17 protein-coding genes are annotated in these 25,525 nt (G+C 61.7%); 6 read left to right on the top strand and 11 right to left on the bottom strand.

The annotated features are described in order from the left end of the window. A complete protein-coding gene (locus ASC59_RS02070; protein ID WP_055817925.1) occupies window positions 1-447 on the bottom strand; it encodes a CBS domain-containing protein in 447 nt (148 codons plus the stop codon). A 283-nt stretch (window positions 448-730) separates the two neighbouring features. Here ASC59_RS02070 and ASC59_RS02065 point away from each other — a divergent pair, with 283 nt between their 5' ends. Beyond that, the gene (locus ASC59_RS02065; RefSeq protein WP_235492548.1) at window positions 731-1,522 is read left to right on the top strand and encodes an SDR family oxidoreductase; all 792 of its coding nucleotides are present in this window, start codon (window positions 731-733) and stop codon (window positions 1,520-1,522) included. A gap of 297 nt (window positions 1,523-1,819) precedes the next feature. Here the strand turns inward: ASC59_RS02065 and ASC59_RS17680 are convergent, their stop codons facing one another. Next, on the bottom strand, window positions 1,820-1,954 hold the full coding sequence (locus tag ASC59_RS17680) for a hypothetical protein (RefSeq protein WP_268765472.1): 135 nt from the start codon (window positions 1,952-1,954) through the stop codon (window positions 1,820-1,822). Window positions 1,955-2,144: 190 nt separating this feature from the next. On the opposite strand from ASC59_RS17680, the gene ASC59_RS02055 reads away from it, so the two are divergent. Continuing rightward, the gene (locus tag ASC59_RS02055; protein WP_055817919.1) at window positions 2,145-2,822 is read left to right on the top strand and encodes a DUF6766 family protein; all 678 of its coding nucleotides are present in this window, start codon (window positions 2,145-2,147) and stop codon (window positions 2,820-2,822) included. A gap of 223 nt (window positions 2,823-3,045) precedes the next feature. Further along, window positions 3,046-3,261, top strand: a complete 216-nt coding sequence (locus tag ASC59_RS02050) for a hypothetical protein (protein WP_055817917.1) — start codon at window positions 3,046-3,048, stop codon at window positions 3,259-3,261. Between the two features lie 428 nt (window positions 3,262-3,689). Here ASC59_RS02050 and ASC59_RS02045 read toward each other — a convergent pair whose 3' ends face one another. Beyond that, window positions 3,690-6,317: an ATP-binding protein gene (locus ASC59_RS02045; RefSeq protein ID WP_162243165.1), complete on the bottom strand. Its 2,628-nt coding sequence runs from the start codon at window positions 6,315-6,317 to the stop codon at window positions 3,690-3,692. 162 nt (window positions 6,318-6,479) lie between these two features. Between ASC59_RS02045 and ASC59_RS02040 the strand changes: the two genes are divergently transcribed. Then, the gene (locus ASC59_RS02040) at window positions 6,480-7,346 is read left to right on the top strand and encodes an NADP-dependent oxidoreductase (protein WP_235492547.1); all 867 of its coding nucleotides are present in this window, start codon (window positions 6,480-6,482) and stop codon (window positions 7,344-7,346) included. Between the two features lie 182 nt (window positions 7,347-7,528). Further along, the gene (locus ASC59_RS02035; protein ID WP_055817910.1) at window positions 7,529-8,314 is read left to right on the top strand and encodes a hypothetical protein; all 786 of its coding nucleotides are present in this window, start codon (window positions 7,529-7,531) and stop codon (window positions 8,312-8,314) included. Window positions 8,315-8,955: 641 nt separating this feature from the next. Here ASC59_RS02035 and ASC59_RS17105 read toward each other — a convergent pair. Then, window positions 8,956-9,636 carry a hypothetical protein gene (locus ASC59_RS17105; RefSeq protein ID WP_157487899.1) on the bottom strand — a complete coding sequence of 227 codons (681 nt, stop codon included), beginning with the start codon at window positions 9,634-9,636 and terminating at the stop codon, window positions 8,956-8,958. A gap of 306 nt (window positions 9,637-9,942) precedes the next feature. Between ASC59_RS17105 and ASC59_RS02030 the strand changes: the two genes are divergently transcribed. Next, entirely contained in the window at window positions 9,943-10,593 is a 651-nt protein-coding gene (locus ASC59_RS02030) for a hypothetical protein (RefSeq protein WP_055817907.1), read from the top strand. Window positions 10,594-10,827: 234 nt separating this feature from the next. Here ASC59_RS02030 and ASC59_RS02025 read toward each other — a convergent pair whose 3' ends face one another. From ASC59_RS02025 to ASC59_RS01995, 7 genes are all read right to left on the bottom strand, one after another. Then, complete coding sequence (locus ASC59_RS02025; protein WP_055817905.1) at window positions 10,828-11,475, bottom strand: PIN domain-containing protein; 648 nt, start codon at window positions 11,473-11,475, stop codon at window positions 10,828-10,830. A gap of 9 nt (window positions 11,476-11,484) precedes the next feature. Continuing rightward, the gene (locus ASC59_RS16910) at window positions 11,485-11,913 is read right to left on the bottom strand and encodes a helix-turn-helix domain-containing protein (RefSeq protein WP_162243164.1); all 429 of its coding nucleotides are present in this window, start codon (window positions 11,911-11,913) and stop codon (window positions 11,485-11,487) included. A 671-nt stretch (window positions 11,914-12,584) separates the two neighbouring features. Further along, window positions 12,585-13,259 (bottom strand): hypothetical protein, encoded by a 675-nt coding sequence (locus tag ASC59_RS02015; RefSeq protein ID WP_157487898.1) that lies wholly within the window; start codon window positions 13,257-13,259, stop codon window positions 12,585-12,587. Window positions 13,260-13,599: 340 nt separating this feature from the next. Then, complete coding sequence (locus ASC59_RS17100) at window positions 13,600-14,247, bottom strand: hypothetical protein (protein WP_157487897.1); 648 nt, start codon at window positions 14,245-14,247, stop codon at window positions 13,600-13,602. Between the two features lie 18 nt (window positions 14,248-14,265). After that, complete coding sequence (locus tag ASC59_RS02005) at window positions 14,266-19,398, bottom strand: RHS repeat-associated core domain-containing protein (protein ID WP_162243163.1); 5,133 nt, start codon at window positions 19,396-19,398, stop codon at window positions 14,266-14,268. Window positions 19,399-20,192: 794 nt separating this feature from the next. Further along, window positions 20,193-23,702 carry an SIR2 family protein gene (locus ASC59_RS02000; RefSeq protein ID WP_055817893.1) on the bottom strand — a complete coding sequence of 1,170 codons (3,510 nt, stop codon included), beginning with the start codon at window positions 23,700-23,702 and terminating at the stop codon, window positions 20,193-20,195. 288 nt (window positions 23,703-23,990) lie between these two features. Continuing rightward, complete coding sequence (locus tag ASC59_RS01995; RefSeq protein ID WP_055817891.1) at window positions 23,991-25,469, bottom strand: hypothetical protein; 1,479 nt, start codon at window positions 25,467-25,469, stop codon at window positions 23,991-23,993. Between the last annotated feature and the right edge of the window lie 56 nt (window positions 25,470-25,525).

The following is a 25,525-nucleotide window of genomic DNA, read 5'->3' as shown; positions in this document are numbered from 1 at the left end:
TCACTCGACCGAGATCGACAGGGCCCGCCGGTGTAATTCGGAGATGGACTCGACCGTCTCGCCAGTCTCCGTCGCCGACAGAGCCAGCGCGATATCCGCCTGGCTGATGATCCCGACGAGGTCATGTCCATCGATGACGGGGAGCCGGCGCACCTGGTGGTCCTGCATGGTGGTCAGTGCCTCGCGGATGTCGTCGTCGGCCCCGATGGTAACGGGCTTGCCTTCCGCGAGGGACCCTGCGGTGGCCTGCGCGGGGTCGCCCCCACGGGCGATGCACTTCACGATGATGTCCCGATCGGTGAGCATTCCCTTGAGCCGCTCGTCTTCGCCGCAGATCGGCAGGGCGCCGACGTCGAGCTCCGACATCAGCCGGGCGGCATCGACAAGAGTGTCGTTCTCACCGATGCAGCGGGGGTCGGGCGACATGATGTCGCGTGCTGTAGTCATGGTCGTTTCCTTTCGTCGTGACCCTTCTGGTGACCCTTGTGGCCGCCACGATAGGCGCCGTCGAAACGCTCACAGGAGGGGCTTGACATCCGGAAACCACGGCCCGGGCACGGCCCTCGCGGCGAGCGCCGATATTCGCCTACCGCAAGTGATGTCAAGCCCGCTGTGCGATCGCGCACGACCCGATGGACTCGAGTCGTCCACGGATCGAAATTCACTCTGGAGGTTTCCACTCATGAACCAGCCGTCCCAGCAACAATCAGTTCCCGGCACAGACCGAGCCATGGATCCGAAACCTGATTACGGGGAGTCGAGCTACCGCGGATCCGGCCGGCTCGAGGGCAAGGTCGCATTGATCACCGGCGGAGACAGCGGTATCGGAAAGGCCGTCGCCCTCGCCTACGCGCGTGAAGGTGCAGACGTCGCGATCAGCTACCTCGACGAGCACGAGGATGCCGCCGAGGCGCAGCGTTTCGTGGAGGATGCCGGCCGCAAGGCACTCCTGCTTCCGGGAGACATCTCCGATCCCGCACAGTGCCGGCAGCTCGTTGCCGCGACGGTGAGGGAGCTCGGTGGCCTCGACATCCTGGTGAGCAACGCCGCGTTCCAGATGGACCACGAGAAACTGGAAGACGTCACCGACGAGGAGTGGGACTACACCTGGGCGACGAACGTGAGCGCCTACTTCCACCTGGTCAAGGCTGCGCTGCCTCACCTCCAGCCCGGGGCGTCGATCATCGGGTCCTCCTCCGTCAACTCGGACCAGCCCTCGCCGACACTGCTCCCGTATGCAGCCACCAAGGCCGCCATAGCGAACATGACCGCGTCGCTTGCGCAACTGCTCGCCGAGAAGGGCATCAGAGCCAACAGCGTGGCTCCCGGACCCGTGTGGACTCCCCTCATTCCAGCCACCATGCCCGAGGAGAAGGTGGAGAGCTTCGGACAGCAGGTTCCCTTGGGGCGTCCCGCGCAGCCGGCCGAACTCGCCCCGGCCTACGTGATGCTCGCATCCGATGAGGCCAGCTACGTCTCGGGTGCGCGCATCGCCGTGACCGGGGGCAAGCCGATCCTGTAGCGCCGATGTCTGCGCGCGGGCTGCTCGACGCACCGGAGCACGCCCGCGCGCAGCCGCCTCCTTCCGGCGGTCACGTCGGCCCGCTCTGCCACTCATTCCGGGCGGTGTCAAGTCCGAATCCAGCTTCTTCGGCCCGGCGCACACTGGATGGTGAAGGGGGTGGTGGCAGATGATCGAACGGAATCCACGGCTCAGAGTCGATGCCATCGCAGAGGAATCCTGGCGGTTGTGCGACAGAGGAGTCGCCGAAAATGACGCTCGCTGCCTCCTCGCCTACCTCGAGAGGGTGGAGAACGGCTATGAGCTCATGTGGATGGCGCCGGTGCCCGGCGTCTGCCAATGGTTCGAGTCCTTCGGCGATGCCATCAGGACGGTGTCACGGCGGATGCCGTCGCCGACGGCCGATTCAATCGCGACCGTCTGAGCTGCCATCTGGGAGACGGATGCGTCGACACGTCAAGCCCCTGTGATCGGGGGTTCTGTGCATCTACTCTCGAATCGCACAGACGTGCCGCAATCGGTTTGAGAGGTCGTGTGAGATGAAAGTCGTCTTCAGCGGCTGGCTGCTGTTGATCGCCGGCGGGCTGGCCTACATGTTCGTCATCGCGTTCTCGGGGCGATGATGATGCACAAGGTCAAGGAACACACCCTCAGCCTCTTCTTCGCGGCGATCTTCCTCCTCGCGCTTGTCGGCCAGTCGTTCGCCGGGCTCGCCGCGTACAACGAGGACCAGCTCTCCCATGGAAGCGCCACCGTCACATACGGACAGTTCATCACCTCGTCGGACTTCGTCGTCGACGTGGCGGAGAACTGGCAATCGGAGTACCTCCAGTTCTTCCTCTTCATCCTCGCGACGATCTGGCTCGTGCAGAAGGGCAGCCCCGAGTCCAAGAGGCCGGGCGACGAAGGTGTCGGCAGCGATGACGAGCAGTTGGTCGGCCCCCACGCCCACGCTGATTCACCTCGATGGGCTGCGGTCGGCGGATTGCGGCAGGTGATCTACTCCAACTCGCTGCTGATCACCATGGGAGTCATCTTCGTCCTGTCGTGGTGGGTGCAATCGGTGGCTGGTGTGGTCGTCTTCAACCAGGAGCAGGTGGAACACGGACAACCGACGCTCGACTGGATGCAGTACATCGTCGGTGCGGACTTCTGGAACCGGACTCTCCAGAACTGGCAGTCCGAGTTCCTCGCCGTCGGCAGCATGGTCGCCCTGTCGATCTACCTTCGCCAGCGCGGCTCCTCTGAGTCGAAACCCGTCGGGGCGCCGCACGAGAAGAGCGCCGTCGACGCCGAGTGACCGCCATGTTCCAGCACCTGTCCGACGTCGTAGTCGCTGTTGTCGACGAGATAGCGGATGAGGCCCTTGACGAGGCGCGCCGACTCTACGCCGAGCGGTTCGACCGGCAATGACGCAGGGAGGGCATCGGCCTGCTCCGGTGAGACGAGATCGATGTCAATGCCCTGTGGCATCCGTTGGGCGCATGGAAGTTTGGAGTCCGAACCCGCGAAAGGAGCAGAACATGACGAACATCTCGACCGGCGACATCTCCCCCGGTGACAGCCGGGACGGCGATCGCAAGAACCTTCCGGTGACCGAGCCGAACGACGACGAGATCGCGAAGCACAGTTCGACGGGCAGCGTCACCAGAGACGGTGAGGGCGTCGGCATCGCCGGCGACACGACGCCGTTGCCGGACGACGACCAGGCCGCGGGCGACACGGGCGACACTGCCTGACCTGGGCCAACGGTGGCTCCCGGTATTCGGCCCGGGAGCCACCGTCTCAGCGGGGTTCGGGCTCCATCGCTGAGCATGTGGGGCGCGGCTCCCCGGGGGAACGAAGAGCCGCGCGGTCCGGAAGCTGATCCGGACATCCCTCTGTCATCTGCGACCACGACGAGAGGGAGATGATGCGGTGACCGCCGCAGCGGGACACCTGCTAGACGTCTATCGGGTTCTCATCCTCGTAGTCGACGTCATCGAACTCCGGAAAGAAGTTGTCCTCGGTCAGTGTCTCCATCTCGGAGATCTCCCCATATCTCGGCTGAGTGCTCAGCATGTCCGCGCCCCCTCCCTGCCGACGCCATCGTCGAGCAGGTCACCACGGTAAGGCCGCGAGAAATGCGGGAGGGAGGGGCTTGACTCGGACTCGTTCCTGTGGAATCTCACCACTCCGCGAGCGACCGGCGCAGGCCCGCCATCTCGGACTGCGGAAGCGCGAGCGCAACGGCTTCCCCGACCGTGAGGTCGGCGCCGCGGCGCACCCCTGCGGCGACCGCGTCGGGATCCGCTTCGCGGGCAGCATCCAGTTGCGGGGTGTGCACCCGGAAGGCTTCAGCGTCGAAGACACCGATGCGGTGACGGATGACCGCTGCAGCGGCTGAGAGCGCACCCGCGCGCTCTCCGTCTCCGCGCGCAGCCGCGACGGCGCAGAGACCTTCGAGCCCGTACGCGATGCCCTCCTCGTGGTGCAGGCGGATCGAGACCATCAGGGTGCGCACGCACGCGTCTTCGGCGGCATCCACGTTGCCACGCACGAGCAGCAGCCGCGCTTGGTGGTTGCCGGCAACCGAAGCGGTGAAGAGGTCCCCACTCGACTCGGCAAGCTCGGCGGCCCGGGTGAATCGCGTCAACGCATCCTCGGGGGAACCGAGCAACCACGCCAGGCGCCCCCTGGACACCTCCGTGATCGCTTCAGCCCAGGTGTTCCCCACCGCGCGCTGACGCTCGGCGGCGTCCGCCAGCTCCCGTCCGGCCTTCCTCACATCGGGCGTCGGCAACTGGAGCCGTGCCGTCGCCCGCGCGGCGAGGGCCATGGCCGCGGCATCCTCGTCTCCGCTCTCGCTGAACAACCGCATGCATTCGGCGAGGCCGGCCACCACCCCGTCGGATGGCCGGTGCCACATCTCGCCCCACAGGGCCAGGAACCAGGCGACCGCCCTGGTGTGCTGGGTGATCGGCAGCTCCTTGCCCAGGAGCTCGAGCATCCAGACCCGAACCTCGGCGAAGAATCCGGCGATCCACCAGTAGATAAGCAGGTTCCACGCGAAGTCGCCGGCGTCGTCGAGACGGTCCGTGTAGATGAGGTGCCGCACGGCGGCGCGCAGGTTGGGCAGCTCCAGGCCGAGCTGCGCGACGGCCTCCGCCTGCTGGCTGCCCCGCAGGTGTGGCGCGGTGCGAGCGACGAGATCCCGGTAGTAGTCGGCGTGCGCCGCGCGCATGGGAGTGGCATCACCCGTGATCTTCAACTGTTCCACGGCGTACTCGCGCACGAGCGCCAGCAGGGAGAAGGCCATCCGACCATCGATCTCGGTCTGCTTCACGAGAGACGCGTCGACGAGCGCCGCGAGGCTGTCGAGCGCCGTCCCGTCCCACGCGCGACCGTCGCCCAGCGCTTCCACGGCCTCGAGGGTGAAGCGGGTGGCGAACACCCCGAGGTCGAGGAGGAGTGCCCTGTGAGCGTCGGGGAGCAGGCTCACGCTCCACTCGATGGTCGCGCGCATGGTGCTGTGCCGTTCGGGCATGTCACGAACCGACGCGGTGAGCAACGGCAGGCTTCGCTCGAGACGCTGCGCTATGCCGTGAGGGGTCAACATCCTGGTCTTCGCCGCGGCGAGTTCGATGGCGAGCGGCAGGCCCTCGAGGCGTCGGCAGATGTCGGCGATGTCCTTCGCGTTCTCCGTCGTGATCTCGAAGGCGGGCTTCACGGCCGTCGCTCGGTCGACGAAGAGCATGCAGGCCGGAGAGCGGAGAGCACGGTCGAGGGTGGCAACGCCGTCGCCCTCGGGAGTCGGCAGCGCGGCGACCTCGTAGACCTGCTCGCCGCGGATCCGCAGCACGATGCGGCTGGTCACCAGGAACGTCGCCTGTGGCGCCGCCGCGTAGAGACCGACCAGCACGGGGGCCGCATCCACGATCTGCTCGAAGTTATCGAGGACGATGAGCACGCGCCGTCCGGCAAGGGCGTGGGCGATGCGCTCCTCGATGGCGGCTTCGCCGTTGTCGCGGATGCCGAGCGTGTATGCGATGGCGGGTATGAGCAGTCCGGGCTCATGGACGCCCTCGAGGAGCGCGAAGTACACGCCGTCAGGGAAGAGGTCTTCGGCCGCGCGCGCCGTCTCGATCGCGAGCCTGCTCTTGCCGATGCCGCCCGGTCCGATCAGGCTGACGACCCTGCTCTCACCCTGACGCAACAGCTCGCGCAGGCGTTCGATATCGCCCTCGCGACCGAGGGTGACGGTATAGGCAACGGGGATCTTCTCGATGGCCGATGGCGTGGCGGTGGCGAATTCGCTGTCATCGGCGAATCGGGACTGGTCGAATCTCTCTGCGAGCAGCGACGCGAGGTCACCGGCCACCTGATCTTCCAGCTCGATCGCATTCTCGAACGGGAGGTACGCGGCGGTGTCATCGGAACGGATGCGGTCGATCAGACGCTCGAGGCGCTCATCGCGCTGCGTCGACGCCCTGATGTAGATCAGCTTCGGCATCGACGCTGCAGCGAGGTTGTACTCGTCCTCCAGGCCCGACACCTCTTCGTCGGGAGCGACCCAGCCGTAGCTGTCGCCGTAGATGCCGACGAAGATGTCGGACTGCGCGAGATACGCGCGGTACAGGGCCCGCGGCGGATGCGGCCGCGCCCCCAGTTCGAACATCACCGGCGCGAGGCGAAGCCGCTCGATGGCGCTCCGCACAGCGCGCCGCTCATCCTCGAGTTCCCGAAGCGTCGAGCTCACGAACACCCGGATCCGCTGATCGGGTGTGCGGATCGCGGGCCTGACGGGCCCTGTCATGTGCATATCATGGCGCTATTCGGGGATGTTGCGCCATCGTTCGCCGCAATTAACGCCGGTGGGCAGCTGAACGGAACGGCATCCGTCTCACACGAAGCCGATGCATGGAGGTAGCTCATGAAAGCGATAGCGGTAACAGATCAGGCTCTCGGAACAGCCGGAATGGAGCTTCTGGACCGTCCCGATCCGCAGCCGGCGATCAACGACGTCGTCGTCGAAGTTCGCGCCTCCGGATACGTTCCGACGGAGGTTGGTTGGCCATCGACCTGGGTCGATCGTGCCGGCCGTGACCGAACGCCCTCGATCCTCGGACACGAACTGGCCGGCGTCGTCACTGCCCTGGGGTATGGCACAACCGGTCTGTCCGTGGGTCAACGGGTACTCGGAATCTCGGACTGGCATCGCGATGGCACCCTTGCCGAGTACGTCGCGGTGGAATCACGCAACCTCGCGCCGCTCCCAGGCGATGTCGAATTCACCGTTGGCGCCAGTCTCCCGATCTCCGGACTCACGGCGTGGCAGGGTCTCTTCCAACACGGTCACCTGCAAGCAGGGCAGACCGTGCTCGCCCACGGCGCGGCTGGCGCCGTCGGCACGATGGTGACGCAACTCGCCCGGGAGGCCGGCGCCTACGTCATCGGCACCGGACGTGCCTCCGACCGGCAGAAGGCGCTCGACTTCGGCTCCCACGAGTTCCTCGATCTCGAGAACGACGCTCTGGAAGACATCGGCGCAGTCGACCTGGTCTTCGACGTGATCGGCGGCAGCATCCAAGAACAGTCCGCGGCCCTGATCCGCAGCGGAGGAACGCTGATCACCGTGGCCGGACTCGCCGGAGCACGCCCCAAGGACGGCCTGGCGGTCGACTTCGTCGTGGAGTCCATCCCTGCGCAACTAAGCGAGATCGTGCAGCGAGTGCGTGACGGTCGGCTTCGCACGAATATCGGCGATGTCGCCACCATCGACGACGCCGTCGCCGCCCTCAATCCCACGGGGCGACGCAACGGAAAGACCGTCATCAGCATGTGACCCTGAGTCCGGACCGCTCCCGGTGCGGTCCCGCGATCCGGTCCGCCTCGGTGTCGGGCAGTCGCCGGTCTCGGGCACTCCCCGGCACGTTTCCTCAGGTGCCGTCGCTGTCTTGACCCGAATCGGATTGGCCCCAGCACTGGTGGTGGTTCACGGGTCCGCCGGCTTGAGACGATAGGCGCATGGCTGAATCGGTAGAACTGTCGTTCATCGTCTCAGCCGACTTCTCGCAGTTCTACATCCGGACAGGCGAGGCAGCCAACAACGAGTTGGACGGCTTCGACACGTCGATCGCGTACTACTTCGACCCTGATGCACTGCTTCTGACCGCCGCACGCCAGTGGGGCGAGCTGCCCGTTACTGTCCGAATCCACGAGCTACGCCCGGAACCGCTCGGGCCGTTCTGGCGGGATGTGGCTGAAACCTCCCTCAACGTCGCTGGCTACGCAACCCTCACCGGCTGGGATCCGTCCCTGGGTGTGTGGGAGCTCCCGCTCTTGGACGGGATCTCCTACCGGGTCCGATACGCCATCTCGGACATAGACTCCGCCGTGAAGAGTGAGACCGTCACCGAGTCGTACCTGCTGGAGATCTGGCCCGAAGACACCGCCGAGCCGAAGGTCATCACTCAACAGAGCGCGCTGGGGAGGTACTTGCGAATCAGCTGTGGCCTCGACGTGCTCCGATACGAGATCTACCGCCGCGGTGACGACGCCACGGAGAAGGATCGTATCGACGAACTCTGCGATCGCGCCTTCGCTGCGTTCCCGGACTTGTGGGCGAACATCATCAACGACACGTTGGGGGCTCGCCGGAAATTGTCTTCAGCGGCGTACATGCTGCATCGGAACTCGCCGCTGGTCGTGCGCAGCGCGGAGGAGTCACTAGAGATGTCGGCCAAGACGAGGGCCCGCATTGACGACCTCATCTTGCGGCGGGCGGCCGAGTACACACCGCTGAGCCTGTAGGTGCTTCCACATCTCGGATCGTCCGCACTCACATGTAGCTGTCGAAGAAGCCGCGGCCGCCTCCGCTCGAAGGAGTGCTGCCGTTATGTGCCCCACAAAGGGAAATCGCTCCTGAGAAACTCAGGAGCGATTTCGTTTGGTGGGCCGATCCATAAACTCGAACAGCACTCGAAAACACTGGGAACTCCGTGGAGCCGGAATCCCACTATCCCGTGACACTTGCTCACTATCCTCTGAGGACGTCGGTTGCCTAGCGCAGGAGTGAATCACAGCTCCGTTTGTGAGGATGTGCGGAGGATCGGCGTCCCCAACGATTGTCAGCGTCAGCCGGCTGAGACGAGGTCCTCGGGACAAGCAGCCGCGTGCGAGTTGGCGATCGACGGTACAGGTCGTCATCTACGCCCGTTGCTTCGACGACAGAATGTGCGGCCGTCAGAATATTGAAGCAGAGCACAGAGCCGACGATTCTGGCATTGCGCGCCTACGGAGGGAGCGTCGAGTATGACTCTTCTTCGTCTGGCGAATCCAGCTTGAACGCCGCGACTTGTCCGGATTGGCCCAGTTTCGGCGGCGGCTCCGCGTCGGCGTCGGCCGGAAGGCTCTGCATCAACCGTCAACCGTCGCTCGTCTCCGGCTCACCCTCATGTCCCAACTTTCATGTTCCAGCCGTTGGCAACGGCCTCGGCGTCCCATCCCTCAACACGCAGTCGCGCCACGACGTCAAGGCCGAAGTCCGTGATTCCTTCGTTCCGACGCGGCTCGATAGTGGCACCGTACGCGGTTGGCGACGGCTTAGCGGTCCCTGTTCGAACAAGAGCCGCCCTAATCGGCTCGGGTAGAGCTCTCCAGACCGCGCTAGTTCCCCACCCTGATGGACGGTCACTGTTCGGAGCTCGCGCGGCGACTGCAACGACCGCATCCCACTCGTCCGACAACCGTGCAAGAGCGCGGACGTGTTGAACCTCAAGACTTGCAAGTGCATCGAGAATGAGTTCGCTCTGATCGATCTGGCCGGAGTCCCTAGCCGCATTCACAACAGCGCCCGCAAGTACACGCCGCTTAGCGCGAATACTTGTCCGCACCGCAGATTCGACTGCGTCGACGAAGACGCGCTCGAGGCGGGGGTCGGTGCTCAACCGCTCCAGGAACGTTTGCTCCCCTACGGCTTGTTGAACCACTGCAACCAACTCCGCCGCCTTCTCCGCTCTACGATCACGCACATCGGTGTAGACAATCTCGATCGCACCACCAAAGTAGGGGATCGTCGACAAGACAGCGCGAACTGCGGTATCAAATCCTGCCGGGGGTTCTGGGATGGCCATGCCGCGAGGCTAGTTGCTTCTACCGCCGACCCGGCTCTCTTGTCCACAACCTACGGGTAGCCGTCGCGGATCAAGACTGTGCGCCTTAATGGAAGGCGGGAAGGGGCTGGCCCGAGTCGGCCGGAGGAGCTGGCAGTGCAACTGGACCTTGCTGGTTCCGCTCCTTCGAACCAGTCCGTGCCGGAGCGCGTGGGCATCAGCCACGCTCCAGAGCCAAACCCTGGCGGGCACCCACAGCGAATGGACCCACTCTTCTCTGGAACGTCCATAGGATCCATGCGTCTCGACGTGGTGTAGCGTGCGGCCATGACTTCGCTCGCGTACGCCGCGGATGCAGCACGACTTGCGCTCGCTGTTCAGCCTTTCATGGAGGAGATGGGGGACCTCGAGCGGCACGACCTGAACGGTGTGTACGTCCTAGAAGTGCACATCCGCGGGTCTCGGCTGCGTCAACAGATGGCGGTCCTGCAAGCGCTTCAACTCACCATCGACGCTGCGCAGCTCGCCGTGTTGGAGCGCGACGTACTCGAGAGCGTGGAAAACCTGGATGACCTCAAGGTGGTCGCCCAGCTCCTGGACCATCCGGAGGTCGTCCTCAACCTGATATGGGCGGGCAACGGATCGCTGCGGCTCGCGTTAACCGTCAATCCGCTGTCTTCGCCCGGCCGGGAAAACCTGCGGTATATCTTCGCCGTCGGGTTCCTTGTACTCGGCTTCATGCCGGGCGGCCAACCGCTTGCTCTCGCCTACGGGTTCGCCCTCGAAACGATCCTCCAGGTCGGCCGAGTCGCGGAATCGCGTTGGATCCAGCAGCACCCGGAAACGGTACCAGTGCAAACGATCGACGCGGACGCCCTCAAGGGTGCGATCGTTGAGCTGGGGTGGACTCCACCGGGCCGGTCATGGGTCGCGCCGACGGCCCGGGTCGACGACGCCAAGAAGGACTCCACGACTTAGCCGAGAGCTGCCGGCGAAGACTCTAGCGGGGAGTGCTCGAATCGCGCGGATGCGTGGCTGGGTGTACGGGCCATTCCTGATCGCAGCCACCTGGATTGTTGGTGGTCGGTTGGCGTGCCATCCGTAGCCGTCGTGAGGCCGGACAATCAAATTGCGGGTGCGACTCATTAGTTCCAGCCTCTCGCCCGACACCTGATTACTTCCGGACGACGAAATGACTGCCACTTGATTCGCCTACCGCGACTCCACCTCGAGCGCAAGGCGCTCATACTTGTGGAGCTTGCGGCGGTCGATCCTCGACAGAGCACCAGACAAATCGATGAGATGCGTCCGAACTACGTCCGCGAACTGCGGGGTCTTCGCGACGATTAGCGCATCCACTAGACCACTATTCTTTTCGCCGAACTTTCCCACGTAGAAGCGGAGCTGGTCCATTGTGGCCGCCCGAACGTTTAGCGGTGCCGAATCGTTTACGAGCACAAAGAAGTCGTCTGGATGGAATGCCTCATAGCTCAGCTTGTCTGCGTTGGGCTGGTTCAGCAGAAGCTTGTCACAGGTCACGAGAATGTCAGCCTTCGCAGCGACCGTGGCTGCGTGCACGTGAAAGTCGTCTGGATCCTCACCTTGATAGTCGATCGATCCGTCGAAGTCCTGGACGATCTCGTCGAAGACTTCAGTTATTGTTGCCCGGATGCGCGAGATCTTCCCGCCATCCCAGCGGGGATTGTTGTCTCTCAGCTTCGAGAGCAATTCGGCGAGCACATCTTCGCTTGTGTACAGCAGAAACATCGAGCCCGTAGAGACACGGAGCTGAAACAGCCAGTTTCGAAGGCACGCGGAGTACAAGACGTCGGCATCAACGAACACCCGCTGCTGGATCACCTGCCAAGGTTAGTCGTCGAGGACCTCGCGAAGCGCTGCCAAAGCTCCGACACGCGCCAAGTTGCGCTCTTCGCGAAGTGCAATGACGTCCTGGGCCTTCACACGATGGTGCGTGCCGACGATGCGCGAAGTGATTGCTCCGGTCTGAATGTACTTCATGAACGTAGGCCGAGAGACTCCCAACAGCTCGGCTGCAACCGTCGTCGTGAGTTCTTGGGGCATGGATCGAATGTGAAGCGTTCCGCCGCGCGCCGCGCGCTCAATCACATGAACAAGAAGGCGCGATAGCGTCTCCGGCACTTCATGACGGCTGCCATCAATCACCACCTCGAGATGGTCGAGGTGGTTGTCTTCCGCAGTATCAACAAGTTCAATCGCTTCATCTCGAAGCTGATCGTCAATGATGATGGAATCGTTTGACAGCGTTAACGTGGTCACGGTTATCGTCTCTTCCGTAGCGTTCAGATGGGAGGCGGTTGTCTCTGCTACTTGAGTAACACCAAGGTTACACATATAACCGCAACTTCAGCGATCACGCCAGCGATTGCTCAGTTAATGTCGAGTTTCTGTTAAGTGGACTTTCAGTTGTGACAGGCGAAGCGGACTCAAGCTGACTCCTATTGCGCGGCCCGAGCGAGGACAACCCGGGCTTCCTTCGGACAGCACATGGTTCGCGATGCTTGCCCGAGGTTGTGACGAGCGCAGAGACCCAACCCGGGCCGGTGCTCGAGTCGCGCCCGCTTCGGTCTCCGCGGTCGTGCCATGTCGCGCAAGGCTCGGCTGATTTCACTCGACGGGGAACCTCAGAGGTCAGTCACCGCTGTTCGATTCTCCGGGGCCTGGTGAGGTGGGCCAGCGTAGGCATCGAGTGCGGGCATGCCATTGCGCATCATCTATTCCGGATCCGAGCAGTACTCGAGGGCCGTGGCAAACGATCTGGCCGATTCTCGTTTGCAACCCTCATTGGAGCTCGTGTGCGCATCGGGACAACGACCCTTGTTGAACGTCCTGGGACCGGGAACTCAAATCGGGACGCTGGATGAGTCGAGTGGCGATACCAACTCGGAGGCTCGGCAACCTCGCGTCGACGCGTACAGTTCGCGGGCTGCCTAGACCTCGCCTTTTTCGAGGATCATTGCAGCATTGACAACCTCCACGCCTAGCTGACTGAGGGAGTAGTATTCGCCGCCCCCATACCCGCCGTATGGATTTTCAATGAGGCCTCGCAGTAAGAGTCCCGTACCAAGCATTCTCACCACATCGGAGGACTCCTTGAGCCAATCGGCAACGATGTCGGCCTCATAGCTGTGACCCTCTGGAATGTGCTCACGCGCTAGAACGCCGAGCATTCGTATATGTGCTGCATTCAGCCCGTCGATGGCAAGCAACAGCGTCGATTGTCGTTCCACTACGTCGGGATCCTTGATTCCGACGCCTACAACGTAGCCAATGAGCTTAAGGACTGATTCGTCTCCAGCGTTACCTGCAGCTTGCAAGAGTTGCAGGACGAGCGAGACGGAAGTCGGGTCATCGGCAATCAGGTCGTCAAGCTCTTCCCGCGATAATCCACTGATGTCCTCCGCCACGCGTAGTGCCTTCGAGACGCGACGACTTCGCTCTGCTGCCAGCGCTTCGAGGGCGCGGGTACCCAGAACAGCTCCAGCGCTGGCTATTACTCCGTGCGTTGGTAGACCATTCGCGGCGATGACCGCTTCGATTCCAGTTCCGACAAATCCTGCAGCCAAGGCAGGACCCATCTTTCTGGATTCCGGTTTCGACGTCACGCGGAGATCGTATCTCTAAGCTTCGATGGTTGGCGTCGAAGCGCCCGCCCTACGATGCATTCCCCCTCCCCGCTGTCGCTAACGCTCGCACTTTCGCGCCAATGGCCCTGCCCCGCGAAACCATTAGATGATTCCTCGCCGTGGGCGACTCTTCGTACTGCTACCCGTCCGACTGGCGAAGTCACGTTCAAGGCCGATAACGCCCTCATATGGCCAGCCACGATCCCCCACTGACTGGATGCACAAATTCAAGGATCATGGGCAGCGTATCGAATGCGGGGATGGCTCCGGCGGGTTTACGGTTTGGAACCTCACTCGGAGAGGGTGGTTCCAGTGCGAATTAGGCAGAACAAAGGAGAATTCGGCGACCGTCCAACAGCGCGAGCATTTCGTGCGAGATGACGATCCCTGCCGTCCCGGATCTTGGTCGTAATTCGATCCCGAGAGCCGATTCTTTGGTCGTGGAACGTGCGATGCGGCGAACCGCATGCTCGAAGTGCTCGACGCGTTCTTCCGAATTCTTTGTAACTACTGTCGATCCACCTTGAGCGCCAAGCCCGTTCTCGAAGAGAGTCACTTCGTCAGGACCAGGATGATCGACCTCCGCGCCGCCGACGTAGGCATTTATGTAGAGGTCGGCGCCCAGACGGCGCCAGCCTCGGACCGATGAAACCGGGAGTTCGATTGACATTTCCCGGAGCGTGGGACGGAGCGAGAGTCGAACATTCACTATCGCTCCGATGCGCGCGAGCAACTGCCCGCTGATTCCAACTCTTGTGAGCGTATCCAGAGCTGCCGAATCGTGAGCGTTGAGTTGCTCACTCAGGGCTTGCTCGCTGTGGGCCGTGATGGTCGTGACCGAGCTGAATGTAACGACCACGCTGCCATCGCGTCGCTCGGCAACTCTCGTCCCTGCAATCTCAAACTGAGGATCGACCACGTCTCTGGTGGGGAAGTAGATCGACAGACCGTACGCGATAGATGTCACTGGTTCAGGTTCCTAGCTCTAAGCGGTGGCCGCATTGAAGGGATTCAGCGCGTAGAGGATGCCGGCTATAGCGACGGCGACTGCTGTCCCGACAGTGACCCCGGCAGCGTTCCAATCGAACTGCGGTGGCTCCATGCTAGAAGCCGTTGAATTGAGATAGTCGTCAAGGTTTCCGATCGATTCGCCGTCGCCGCCGCCCTTGATCCGAACGTCACCGGTTTCGGTATTGATCTCGACGTCAGGATTTCGCCGCTTTCCACCGAACTTGCCACCGTCCTGCTTGAGGTCCTCAATCGCGTTCTCGATCTCGTCTACAGGAATTCCCCATTTCGACGCGATCTTCCCGGGCTTGTCCGTCCAGTTTCCGTTTGATGATCCGAGCTGTGCGCACAGGCCAGTCGGGTCAGTTAAGAGCAGAGGATTGTTTCGAACGTAGGAATAGGCACTGTTGGTCTGCTCACGGAGAGGGTCGAGGGTCGTGAATTGGCCCGTCTTGGGGTCGTAGTCGCGGGCGCGGAGGTGAACATATCCGCTGACTGGGTCGGTCCATCCACCTGTGTAGCCAACGTGACTGTCCGTTGCCCCAGTGCTGTTGCTCAGGTTTCCATACGGGTCATAATCGCGGGTTGCCGTCTGCGCGCCGGTCTCGTCGGCGAACAAGCGCGGTGAGCCGACGTTGTCCGTTGTGAAGTACTCGATGGCACCGGTTGTCTTATTGATTTCAGCGACCGGGGTGGTGCCTGGGCCGTAAATGAACTCGTCATGGCCGTCGTCCAGGAGGAGCTGAATCGCATTGGCGGTGTCCCAGACCCAGTTCTCTGTTCCGTTGGCATCGGTTCTTGATCGTCGTTGGCCCATGCCGTCGTTGGTGTAATTGACCGTGCTGGCGCCCTTGGTGTAGCTGGCGATGGCTCCTTCCGCCGAGTAGGTCATGGTCGCCGACTCCAACCCGGAAGCGCCGAGGTCCTCTTCGCTGACGCGGCGTCCGTCATCGTCGTAACCGTAGTCAAGAGTTGTCGTTCCAATGCTGCGCTCGGTTACCTGCTGAGCGCTGTTGTAGGCGAGAACGTCCATTCCAGCTGTGGTGAGTAGACCGGCAGAAGTTGCGTCATAGCTCAGAGCGGTGTCAGTGTCATGCAGTTGACCCACCAAGTCGTACGTGAAGTTGACGGTCGAGCTTCCGGCGCTGTCAGTCCGGCTGCTGTTGGTGAGCTGTCCGGCTTCGTCGTAGCTGTAGTCGAGCGTGAGGAGCGGTCCCGAGGTGTTGCTGGCATCGATTTGTGTGATGTTGTCGGCCGCGTCGCGGGTGTAGGTCTGAGTCAAGCCGTTGGGATGGGCGACGGTTGCGAGGTTGCCGTTGGCATCCCAGCTGAAGGTGCTGGTGCGTGCGGCCCAGTCCGTTGCAGCTGTCATGCGGTCGGCTAGGTCGTAGGCGTATGTGACGTGGTGACCGCTTGGGTAGGTGATTCCAATCCGGTTTCCATAGCTGTCGTACTCGTTCGTGATCTCACCGGCCGTGGTTGTCTCTGTTTCGAGCTGCCCGGCGTCGTTGAAGTCGTATTCGGTGAGCCCGGTAGCGTCCGTCATCTGGGTGACCTGACCGACTTGGTTGTACTCGAATGCGGTGTCGGTTGATCCGGGTTCGCTTCTGGAAATGTTCGAGACTAGACCGGTATTCGTGTATGAGAAGGTGCTGGTGGTCCCGTCCGGGCTGGTGGTCGTCAGGACTTGCCCGGCGTCGTCGTATGCGTAAGTTGTGGTCAGCCCGCCAGGCAGAGTCTCGCTGATCCGTCGGTCAGCGTCGGAGTAGGTGTACACGGTTTGCTTGCCGTCCGGGTTGGTGAATGAGGTCAGGTTCCCGGATGGGTCATATTCATACTCAGTCGTATTCGAGTCGGGGTGTGTGATGGTATCCACCTTGCCGTCGTCGGTGTAGTGGATGGACGTGATGCGGCCGAGCCCGTCTTCGGTAGCGATCAGTTGTCCTACTTCGTCGTAGGTGTTGTGGCTGGTGTTATCCCGACCGTCGACGAACGCGGCCAGCTGCCCCGCCTGAGTGTAGGAGTTCGTGGTTGTGGCCCCTGAGGGCAGGTGTGTGACAGTGGGGTGATTGTCAGGGTCGTACTCGTAACCTGTGGTTCGGCCGGTCGGATCAGTGACAGTCGCTTTTCTGCCTCGGTTGTCGTACGTGTAGGTGGTGATGGCATCGCCTGTCGTCTCAGTCGCTAGCTTGCCCGCAGGCGTGTAGGTGAAACTAGTGGTTCGGCCACTCGTGTCGGTGCGTGAGGTCAGTTGGCCTGCTAGGTCGTAAGTGCCGCTGTATGTCGATGCGTCGGCTTGGGTGACGGTGGTGAGATTGCCGACGGCGTCGTAGCTGTAAGTGGTGGTGTTGCCGTCCGCATCGGTGCTTGTGAGCTCATTACCGCTGGCAGTGACCGTAGTAGTACTGGTGTGACCGTTCGGGTCGGTGGTTGCTGAGAGGTTGCCTGCACTGTTGTATTCGTACTGGCTAATTCCCGCCTCTGGGTCCGTGACGGTGGCCGGGAGGCCGGCAGCTGTGTACGTGTACGTCGTTGCCATCTCGCGTGGATCTGTTCGGGTAGCGATCGTGCCATCGTTGTTGCGTGCGAACTCGGTCGCGCTGCCACCAGGGGTCACATGAGTCAGGATGTTTCCGCGGGTGTCGTAGGTGAACGTGCTGACTCGCTGGACGGGATCCGTGATCGTCAGGAGATCGCCATCTGCGTTGTAGGTTCGCGTTGTGGTCTTGCCGAGGGGGTTTGTTTCTGTGAGCTTGTTGCCGTCGTCGTCATAGGTAGCTTGGTTGGTCGCTCCGCTTGGCGATGTCTCTGCGATGAGATTTCCGTTGGTGTCGTACTCGTAAGCCGTGGTCGCCTCGAGATCTGTTCCCGTGGCGACGGTCTGGGAGACGATACGTTGATTCACATAGACGTCAGTTGTGATTGTGCCGTCAGGATTCGCGACTGTGTTCGACCGCGGGTATTGATCGTTCGTGTTGTCGTCGTAGCTGAACTGGGTGGTCCTCCCGATCTGGTCGGTTTGCGATTGCATCCGGCCTTCTGCATCGAAGGCATTTGTGACGACACCTCCATCAGCGAGAGTTGTCGCCACGAGGCGATGGTCACCATCGTAGGTATATGACGTTTGCTTTCCGTCAACGTCAGTGACTGCGGCTAGGTTGCCGGCTTCGTCGTAGCTGTATGCGACCTCACGTCCGGCGGAGTCTGTTGCGTTTGTTATGCGGTCGGCCGTCCATGCGAAGGTGATGGTGCGCCCGTCTGGGGTGGAGATCGAAGTGAGCTTCCCGGCGACGTCGTGAGAGTAGAGCAGACGATTTCCGTTGCGATCGCTCTCCTCAACGAGAGTGCCGTGAGCGTCAAAGGTGAATCGATCGCGGTGATTTCTGGTGTAGATCCATTTCTCATTGGACTCGTCGTATATCAACTCCGCGTGAACTCGCGGCAGGGTTGAATAGCTGCTCTGGCCGGCGCCTGTAAAGAGTGTGGTCGACCCGTTTTCCTGGACGACTTGGATCTGCTGCGGTAGGTCCGACCCACTCAAATCACCGAGAGTTGGCTCGAGTCTGGGCTCGAGCGTGCTAGCCCACCCGAAGCCGAACGCTCCGGCGCTGGAGGCTCCTGAGGAACTATATGTGCGTGAGACCTCCACACCCGGTCCAACACCTTGAAGTTTCAGGTCTACCGTTGTCTCGTAGAATTCGCCGGTCGCACTATTCACGGGGTCTGCGTGCTCACACTGGCATGCCTGCTCTGCTGGGTTTCCGCCGCCTGCAGATTCACCGGGAAGCACCGGGCCGGACGCGGGGCCAAGGGTCCCCGCGAAGCCCCATCCTCCCATGCTTACCCAGCTGTACTCCGACCCAGGCTCAGCGTGTGACTGGTAGTCCAAGCCCTCGATTCCGATGAAGTAGCCATAGGTCGAGGCTGCATCTGATTGGAGCATGCATACCGATCCGGACGTGCAGCTGTCTACTGTGCTGCCGTTGTCCTGATCGACCAGTACGATCCGGACTCTCCCGTTCGTCACCGACATACTTTGGTTTAGCCGCACCAAGAATTGATCGCCCGTGGAACTGTGTCCTGTCTGCTGGGCTGATCCCTCCCATGCACGTTGCTGCACAGAGACGCTGTTCGAGCCAGCACGAATGCGTTGGACATCTTGGTAGAACTCGGCGTCAGGATTGTTGTCAGCAACCCAAGCCCAGTAGCTGTGTCCCGCCCAGAGCATGTCGGTCGGCTTGTAGAACTCGTCATCCACACTGCACGTGGTGCCGGTGGTGCAACGAGCGACGATTCGCTCCGATATTGCCTCAATGATGTACACGGCAAGAGCGCCGTCGGTCAGCCCAACATCGAGATTGGTTGTCGCCGTTAGCCCGACTGACTCGTTCGGGCCGATCTCCCCTTTGTCGGCAGCCATGTCGACGCTCCAGGAAGGGGTTCCCACGAAGACCTGCTCTCCGTACAACAATCCTTGGGCCTCGCCCAGGACGATTGGGTCGGGGGTGCGCTCGGCAACCATACCGACGAAGACGAGGGCCCAATCGGCTGATCGCCATGTAACGGTGGCTTGACAGGTGTTGCCGGTGTCGCATCTTCTGAGCTGCGCGCCTGAAACGGCGTCGAAGAGATAGAGGGAGTATCGGTCTTCCGTGTCGGCGACATCCTGATCAACAGTGACAGTTCCCGTCACGGTTCCGGCGAGTTCCACGTTGGTCAGGTCCGTGGTCACTGTGCCTTCCCAGACGGCCCGTCCGATCGTGACAGTGGTCGATACTGCTTGCGCGTCAACGACGTCCTCAAGACTGTTGAAGGACCCCGGAGCGCTGACCACAGCGATGAACTCGTGGGAGTTGTCATTGCTGGAATACAGGGACGGCGCTGCTGCAGCGCACACAGTGCCGGAAGTGCATGTACGCACAGTCGATCCGGTGGTGGTGTCCAGGATGGAAATAACGTATGTGCCGTCGGTCAGACCAACATTCTGATTTGCCTCGGCGGTTAGAGTGACTGGCGCGCCGGCAGCGACCGTTGATGCGGATGTCTCGAGCCCGACGATCCAGGCCGCTCGGGCCGCGGTGACGTTTTGCGACTCGACGCTTCCTGCCACGGCCCGATATTCGTGTGGACCTCCTGAAAAGAAGGACACCGGAGTCACACACACCGTGCCCGAATCACACGATTTGATGTCTTCGGCCGTGGTGAGGTCGCGAATCACAATAGGAGTTGAAGCAGTGGCCGCATTGTTGGCTGTGGCCGTTAGTGTCACGTCTTGTCCGGCGGCGAATGTCGTGGCATCGCCAACTAAGTCGAGTGAGCTGATCGGCTGCGACTCCGCGACTGCAGGCGAAGTAGTCGCGATCGTCCCACCTGTCGCAACGATCAAGACTGCGAGGCAGAGCGGAAGCAAACCCAGTCGACGCATATTCATCCCCCAATGAATGCCGCAGTTTTCCGAGGAGCTCGGTCATGGGCTGGGATCAGCGTGGCGTGGCGCACGAGACGCCGAAACCCCCAGTTGGGGAGTCGAGAGGTGCGACATTTGCCGCCCTCAGATGAGTCGAGCAGCGCTCGATCGGGAATCTTGACCGCGAGATCTATCCGCCGTACGGCTGCTGGAGGCGTGGGGACGATCGCTCAGATCTCCTGGAAGCCGATAACGCCCTGATATGTCATCACAAGGACTAGAAGCCGGGACGTACCAGCCAGTCGTTGCAGCTGAGCTGTACCACGTGGACAGCAGCTTTCTGCTGCACTGAGACCTCCTGCAAAGGTGCGGGGCCCAACCAATGTGTCCTCTAAACCCCTAGATGGTCCACACGGCCGACGACGCGCGCCGTCGGAGAGGGGCTGTTCTCCGTGGTGCAATCTGGAGCGAGCCACGCCCTTCGACATCCTCGGCCCCTAGTCCACGTTGTGAAATAGACCCTGCTCCCGAGCGGCCTCCACAAGTGGCTGGACCGCATCATCGAGAGTCGCACGGACTGCGCTGATCAGTTCCGCCACTTCGTACGAAAGATGCCCACCCGACGAAGGTGTGTTTCGAACCCGCTCCGTCAAGTGTGCAACTATCTCCGTACCGAATTGCTCCAACGTGCCGTCGGGAAATTCCGGGGCGTGGTAGGCCTTGCCCAGCCCGATACCACTGCCGTGCAGCAAGTCGGTGGCGTCCGGGATTTGTTCACCGAGGAACGGGATCGTGTCTGCCCAGCGCGCCAGTTCTTCAGTCCGCGCCGTTCTCGGCAATCCGGTCAATCGCGCGCTCAGGTGATCTCGGACCCAGAGGTTCCATACTTCGGCTCCGTTCACGTCCGGAGTGTCGAGGAGGTTGACTACCGCCGATGCAAAGTTCGCCGCGTGATCTCCGTCCGCCGCCAGCACTGATTCGTCGAGAAGTCTTTGTCTGTCGGTCGAGGTGAGCCCGGCGAAGGTCACGACGGACGCCACGAGGTCGAAGAACTGATTTGGTAGGCCGTGTTCAGCGATAGAGTCGAGTCGACCCCACTCGAGGACCATGGCGTCGAGGAGACCGGCGCCAAGCATTTTGTCGTTGACTCTGGGGTGGTAAAGAAAGCTCTCCCACATTTCGTACGCGGAGGCTGCGTCACTAAATAGCGGCAATATGTGCGCTTCGACGAACGCGGGATCGGCCGCGAACAGGAAGAATACGTTTCTTGCGAGTGCGGGACGGGTGGCGTGTTGTGTGGAGGGTGGCCCACCGAGAAGGTCGAGGAGGGCGGAGCTCTCTCCCTCGTTTAGCCCATCCCAGTCGTCGCGGTTGTGACGCCAGCGTCGATCGATCTCCGTCGCCCAATATGACGCGACATTTCCTGGCCAGGAGTTCAATGCTAGGGATGATGGCGGCGAGTCGGGGCCGTGTTCGAAATGGGAGTTTTGCGTGATCCACAGAGCGCGAGCAAGCTCGCGTAAGGCGGAAACAACCTGCGTCTCATCGCTCTCGACGAGCTTCTGAATCTGGGCGAGGAGGAACCCACTGATCGAGAACGCTGACTCAGTCGCTTGCACCTCGGCCTGAACTAGCGTCGTAATCTTCAAAGCGTCGTTTCCGAGGTCTGCCCGCTCCCATCCGCCGATGATCGATCGCTTGAGGGTTCCGGCACGGTCACCAAGATCGTTGCGACCATCGATGAGCCGCCAGATTTGATCGCCGAGCGAAGGATGAGTTTCGGCTACGCGTCCAATCACCGACAAGGCTTCATCCCACGTTGGTTCGTCGATGCTGCGTTCTGAATAGTCTCGGTTGATCAGATCGTCGAACGTTGCCGCCAGATCAGTCTGAGCTTCCCGTGCGAAGTCGTCGGGGTCCTTCGGGAGGCGACCGCCCCAGGTTCCGCTGGAGGACCAGTGGTCGAAATCGGGATGATCACGAACCAGGAACGTTGGGTTGGCAGCTTGAATGCTCGCGAATGCGGCAGCGGCCTCGACCCAGTCGGGCGCGGACCGCGAGATCCACGCCATGAGATTGTAGGTCGAGTAGGCGCGGTGGCGGTCGCGATCTGGAACGTCCTCCGCATACGTTGGTCCGACCAACGATGCGGCCAGTAGTTCCGCGCGGACCGCAGCGCTGGAACCTTGCAACGAGCCGGCGAGGACCCGAAACGTCTCGTGTTTCTCATCTGCGGAATAGAGCACGTTTCGTTCGAGAAGCCACTGCAACTTCTGATTCGGTGTTCTGGACTGATCGAGCGCGATTAGATGAAGTGCGAGTCGACGAAAGAGTGAACTTCCGTTGCGCCACCACCGTTCGGGCAGTTCGCCGTCTCCCGACAAACTCTTGGCGCCAAAGTCTCGGAGCGCATCGATCAGCGCATCTTGCGGGCCTCGATGGGCATCCTGCTGGTGTGGTTCTATTGCTGATCGCCGGAAGCCGAGCGGGTCAAATCCCCGGTCACCGTGGTAGCCGCTAAGCAGTGCATACGCGTTATTCAGTGCATCTTCGAGCAATGCACCGAGTATCTGGTCTCCGGCGTCTGTCTCTTGGACCACTCGCTCGAGCTGAGCGCTTAGCGGTGCCTGTTTCGTGTGCCACGTCAGCTCGGCATCGGGCGGTGTCGTTCCGTCTTCATCATGCGCGTACCAACGGCTCGTCAGAGCGAGGTAGGGCTGAAGCGCAGCTCTGATAACTGCGTGATGTTCGATTCGACGTGTCGAATCGTATGGCAGGAGGAAGCCCAGTTCGGGCGGTGCGGAGTATCCGTGGATGGAGCTAGCGAGAAGCGTTTTCCACCGGCGCCCTGCTTGGACGTCAGCTCTCGACAGGTGCTCGGCCGACCACGAGGCGGAATCCACGAGGGCTGGGGCGAACCGCTGCCCGAGCCGGCATGCAGTTTGCAGGGCAGCGCCGTGCAGGTCGGGATCACTCACGAAACGACCAAACCATTGCGCTAGGACTGGCGTTGTGTCTTTCGAGGTTCGACCGTTGAACAGGGCCTTGAACCGCGACCTGCCCTCAGCCCACCGAAGCCATGGCACAGTTGTTGCATACTCCGCGAAGTCGCGAGCACCTTCCACCGTGCGCAGGCGGCGAACGACATAGTCGTGATCTACCGGGGTGAGCGACGGCCCGCCCTCCACGATTTCACGCATCCGCGCTCGATGATCGAGCTGCCCCATGCGTGCCCGCGAATCCCAGGCTTGGAGCGCTGCCAACAAGGCTGAATGGTCATCGTCAGTTCCTGGGTACGAAATCGGAAGAATCCCCAAGTGATTCCACTTGTCGTCGGCCGGCTTATGGGTCAGCACGTACCTGCGGGTCTTCGACGGTAGCCCTAGCGATAGGTACCGCATGATCGGGTCGTCGAGGCTGTAACCGACGAAGAGGACTGTGAACTTCTCGAACATCCGCTGGAGAAAACGCGTTGCCCAAGCGTCGGTCAGATATGCACGTCCGAAATCATGATCGGTGAGAACTAGTTCGCTCGGCTTCCGGAGAACTGAGCCATGAAGGTGGACCACACCAGTGAACTCGTCACCCATCGGCAGCGCGGGCCCGATCCATTTGTCGTCGATTGATACGGATTCGAATGCCGCCGCCGAGGCCAAGTGGTCGTCGAAATTGGTCGTCACGACCCGCGGAGACCCGGTCGACGAGGCAACACGGACTATCGCGCGGTGGGTCGGATTCGGCGCAGAGTCATTGGGTGACGTCAGCCTGTGAGCGTGAGCGTGCACGTCGAAGTTGGATGGCATTGACCCCAGGAATAGGTCGATCGCAATGTCCTCATCGAACGGGACTTTCGCCTCGTCGGCCAGATTGCGCGCCAGCTTTGTGAACGACGGTAAGTTCGATGGATCGTCCATCGAAGCACCCGCCCCCACGAAGAACACCAACCGGCCCTTCGCGTGAGCGTCAATGATCTGCTCCGGGAGATCCACGCCCTCGGTTATGAACATGCAGTTGTATTCCGTTCCATTTCGCATTGCTTACGCGGCTCGACGTCGCAGAGTCAACCTATTCGTGAGAGCGCATCGAGTCAGACCTTCTAGGGAGTCCAGGTGGGTGTGTCTCGGCCTTTCGTCGACTTCTCCGCGCGACACGTCCAGAAGGTCGAGCGAGTGAGCCGGACGCCGGGTGGTACAACGACCCATCCGCGAAGTCAGAAATTCTCCACGCGCCGATAAGACCTCTTAGGTCAAGATTTCCATTGGCCCCCAGTGACACTTCCTCACTGTCGGGCGTGGCTATTCCGACGCCGCATGTCGGCCGACATCTTCGCTGGGGAATGTTGGAAGGGACGCTTCGCCCTCAGGGAGGACCGGCGGGTCTGGGGGCTTCTGGAATGTCTTCGCCTCGAACGGACCCGTGTCGACTCCGTGTGCGGCGAACTTGGCAGTAAAGCCGGTTCGGGCCGCCGGCGCTGACGCCCACACGACGTGCCCGCCTTTGAGCAGCACATAGGGAAGTTCGATGTGGGTCGACACGGCAAGGCGGGGAGCCGCGAATCTCCTCTTCACAACAACCTGGTCTGTGTAGACCTTCGCGGTCGGAACGATCAAGACGTACGTGTCGGCTCCTGCCACGGCGGTCGTTGATCGGATGATTGCCTCGGTTAGCGGCGCCATCCCGCCAGTTGACGGCACCGTCGTGATCTTCGCGATCAGAGCTTCTACACGCGACTTCACCGCATCGACCCGTCCCTTCATCGCCTGATACGGGGCCCTCAGCGAGGCGTTGTCGTCGCCCTTCAGCTCGACGATCTTCTGGCTCAAGAGAACTGATGTGTCGGTGAGTGAACCGTAGACGGCGAGGAGTGATTCGAGTAGTTCGAGGAGCTCGGAGTCTTGACTGATCGGTGAAACACGGTCGAGGACGATCGTCGCGCCCGGGAACGTGCCACGGATGTGACGGATGAGCTTCGCCTGAACGGTGAATTCGCTGGGCTCACTGATCACGTTTGTGACTGTCGAGTCGGTCTCGAAAAGAGCGGCGATCTCGGTGACAGCTGTTGCGGCCGCTGCAACGCCCGCAGAGATCACGTCACCGGGTCCGCTGAAGTCGGTGGTTTCGGGGGTGGACCCTGTCGGGTCGAGAAGTGCGAGAGCCGCCTCATTCAGGCTCGTCGCCTGACCGGTCAGTGCGGTGATCTCTGCGCGGAGTGAGAAATACGCGACGGCCGACTGTGCGAGCATCGAGTCACTTGTAAGCACGATGGTGATCGGCTCCGAGCCCGGGAATGAGGGTGATGACTTGAGATCTTCTACCAATGCTTTGACCGCTGTGTCCAAGACCAGTGCGACGTTCTCCGATTCCCGGAAGGCCGTACCCGCGGGCACTGTCAGGGTGTTCATCGGTATTTCGCTGATCTTCGGAACGGCTGCCGCAACCTTGGCGGCTAGGGAGTCGTAGTCGGCCTGCTTGCCTTCACGGACCTTTTGCTCATTCGAGAGCTTGACCGTGTCGTTGTCGAGTTTCGATTTGTCCTGGGCGATGCGCGTCGTTTCAGCAGCCTGCACGGCGGTTGCCGTCGCCGCCTCGGCATCAGCTTTCGCCTTGGCCTGCGCAATGACGGCAGTCTCGTGATCGTCGACAGCCTTCTGGTCGGCGTTCTTCCGATCGGAGATGACCTTCTGGAGGGCTTCCGCTGCCGTCTGACGTTCGAGATCCTGCTTGGTAAGTGGTGGTGCTTCGCCAGGAGGGGCGGGAGGGGTGTCGTCAGTCATGGAAACGCTCCTTTGCATTCGGGTGATGCCGAGCTATCCCTGCACGGTACTTGCGT

It is taken from the genome of Leifsonia sp. Root1293 (assembly GCF_001425325.1).
Taxonomy (GTDB): domain Bacteria; phylum Actinomycetota; class Actinomycetes; order Actinomycetales; family Microbacteriaceae; genus Orlajensenia.
Note: the sequence above shows the minus strand (reverse complement) of the source record. Positions and strands in the feature narration are given on the sequence as shown.

Excerpts from the sequence above, each read along its gene's own strand:
- ASC59_RS02070 (WP_055817925.1), bottom strand. The coding sequence starts at position 447 with ATGACTACAGCACGCGACATCATGTCGCCCGACCCCCGCTGCATCGGT.
- ASC59_RS02065 (WP_235492548.1), top strand. The coding sequence starts at position 731 with ATGGATCCGAAACCTGATTACGGGGAGTCGAGCTACCGCGGATCCGGC.
- ASC59_RS17680 (WP_268765472.1), bottom strand. The coding sequence starts at position 1,954 with ATGGCAGCTCAGACGGTCGCGATTGAATCGGCCGTCGGCGACGGCATC.
- ASC59_RS02055 (WP_055817919.1), top strand. The coding sequence starts at position 2,145 with ATGATGCACAAGGTCAAGGAACACACCCTCAGCCTCTTCTTCGCGGCG.
- ASC59_RS02050 (WP_055817917.1), top strand. The coding sequence starts at position 3,046 with ATGACGAACATCTCGACCGGCGACATCTCCCCCGGTGACAGCCGGGAC.
- ASC59_RS02045 (WP_162243165.1), bottom strand. The coding sequence starts at position 6,317 with ATGACAGGGCCCGTCAGGCCCGCGATCCGCACACCCGATCAGCGGATC.
- ASC59_RS02040 (WP_235492547.1), top strand. The coding sequence starts at position 6,480 with ATGGAGCTTCTGGACCGTCCCGATCCGCAGCCGGCGATCAACGACGTC.
- ASC59_RS02035 (WP_055817910.1), top strand. The coding sequence starts at position 7,529 with ATGGCTGAATCGGTAGAACTGTCGTTCATCGTCTCAGCCGACTTCTCG.
- ASC59_RS17105 (WP_157487899.1), bottom strand. The coding sequence starts at position 9,636 with ATGGCCATCCCAGAACCCCCGGCAGGATTTGATACCGCAGTTCGCGCT.
- ASC59_RS02030 (WP_055817907.1), top strand. The coding sequence starts at position 9,943 with ATGACTTCGCTCGCGTACGCCGCGGATGCAGCACGACTTGCGCTCGCT.
- ASC59_RS02000 (WP_055817893.1), bottom strand. The coding sequence starts at position 23,702 with ATGTTCATAACCGAGGGCGTGGATCTCCCGGAGCAGATCATTGACGCT.
- ASC59_RS01995 (WP_055817891.1), bottom strand. The coding sequence starts at position 25,469 with ATGACTGACGACACCCCTCCCGCCCCTCCTGGCGAAGCACCACCACTT.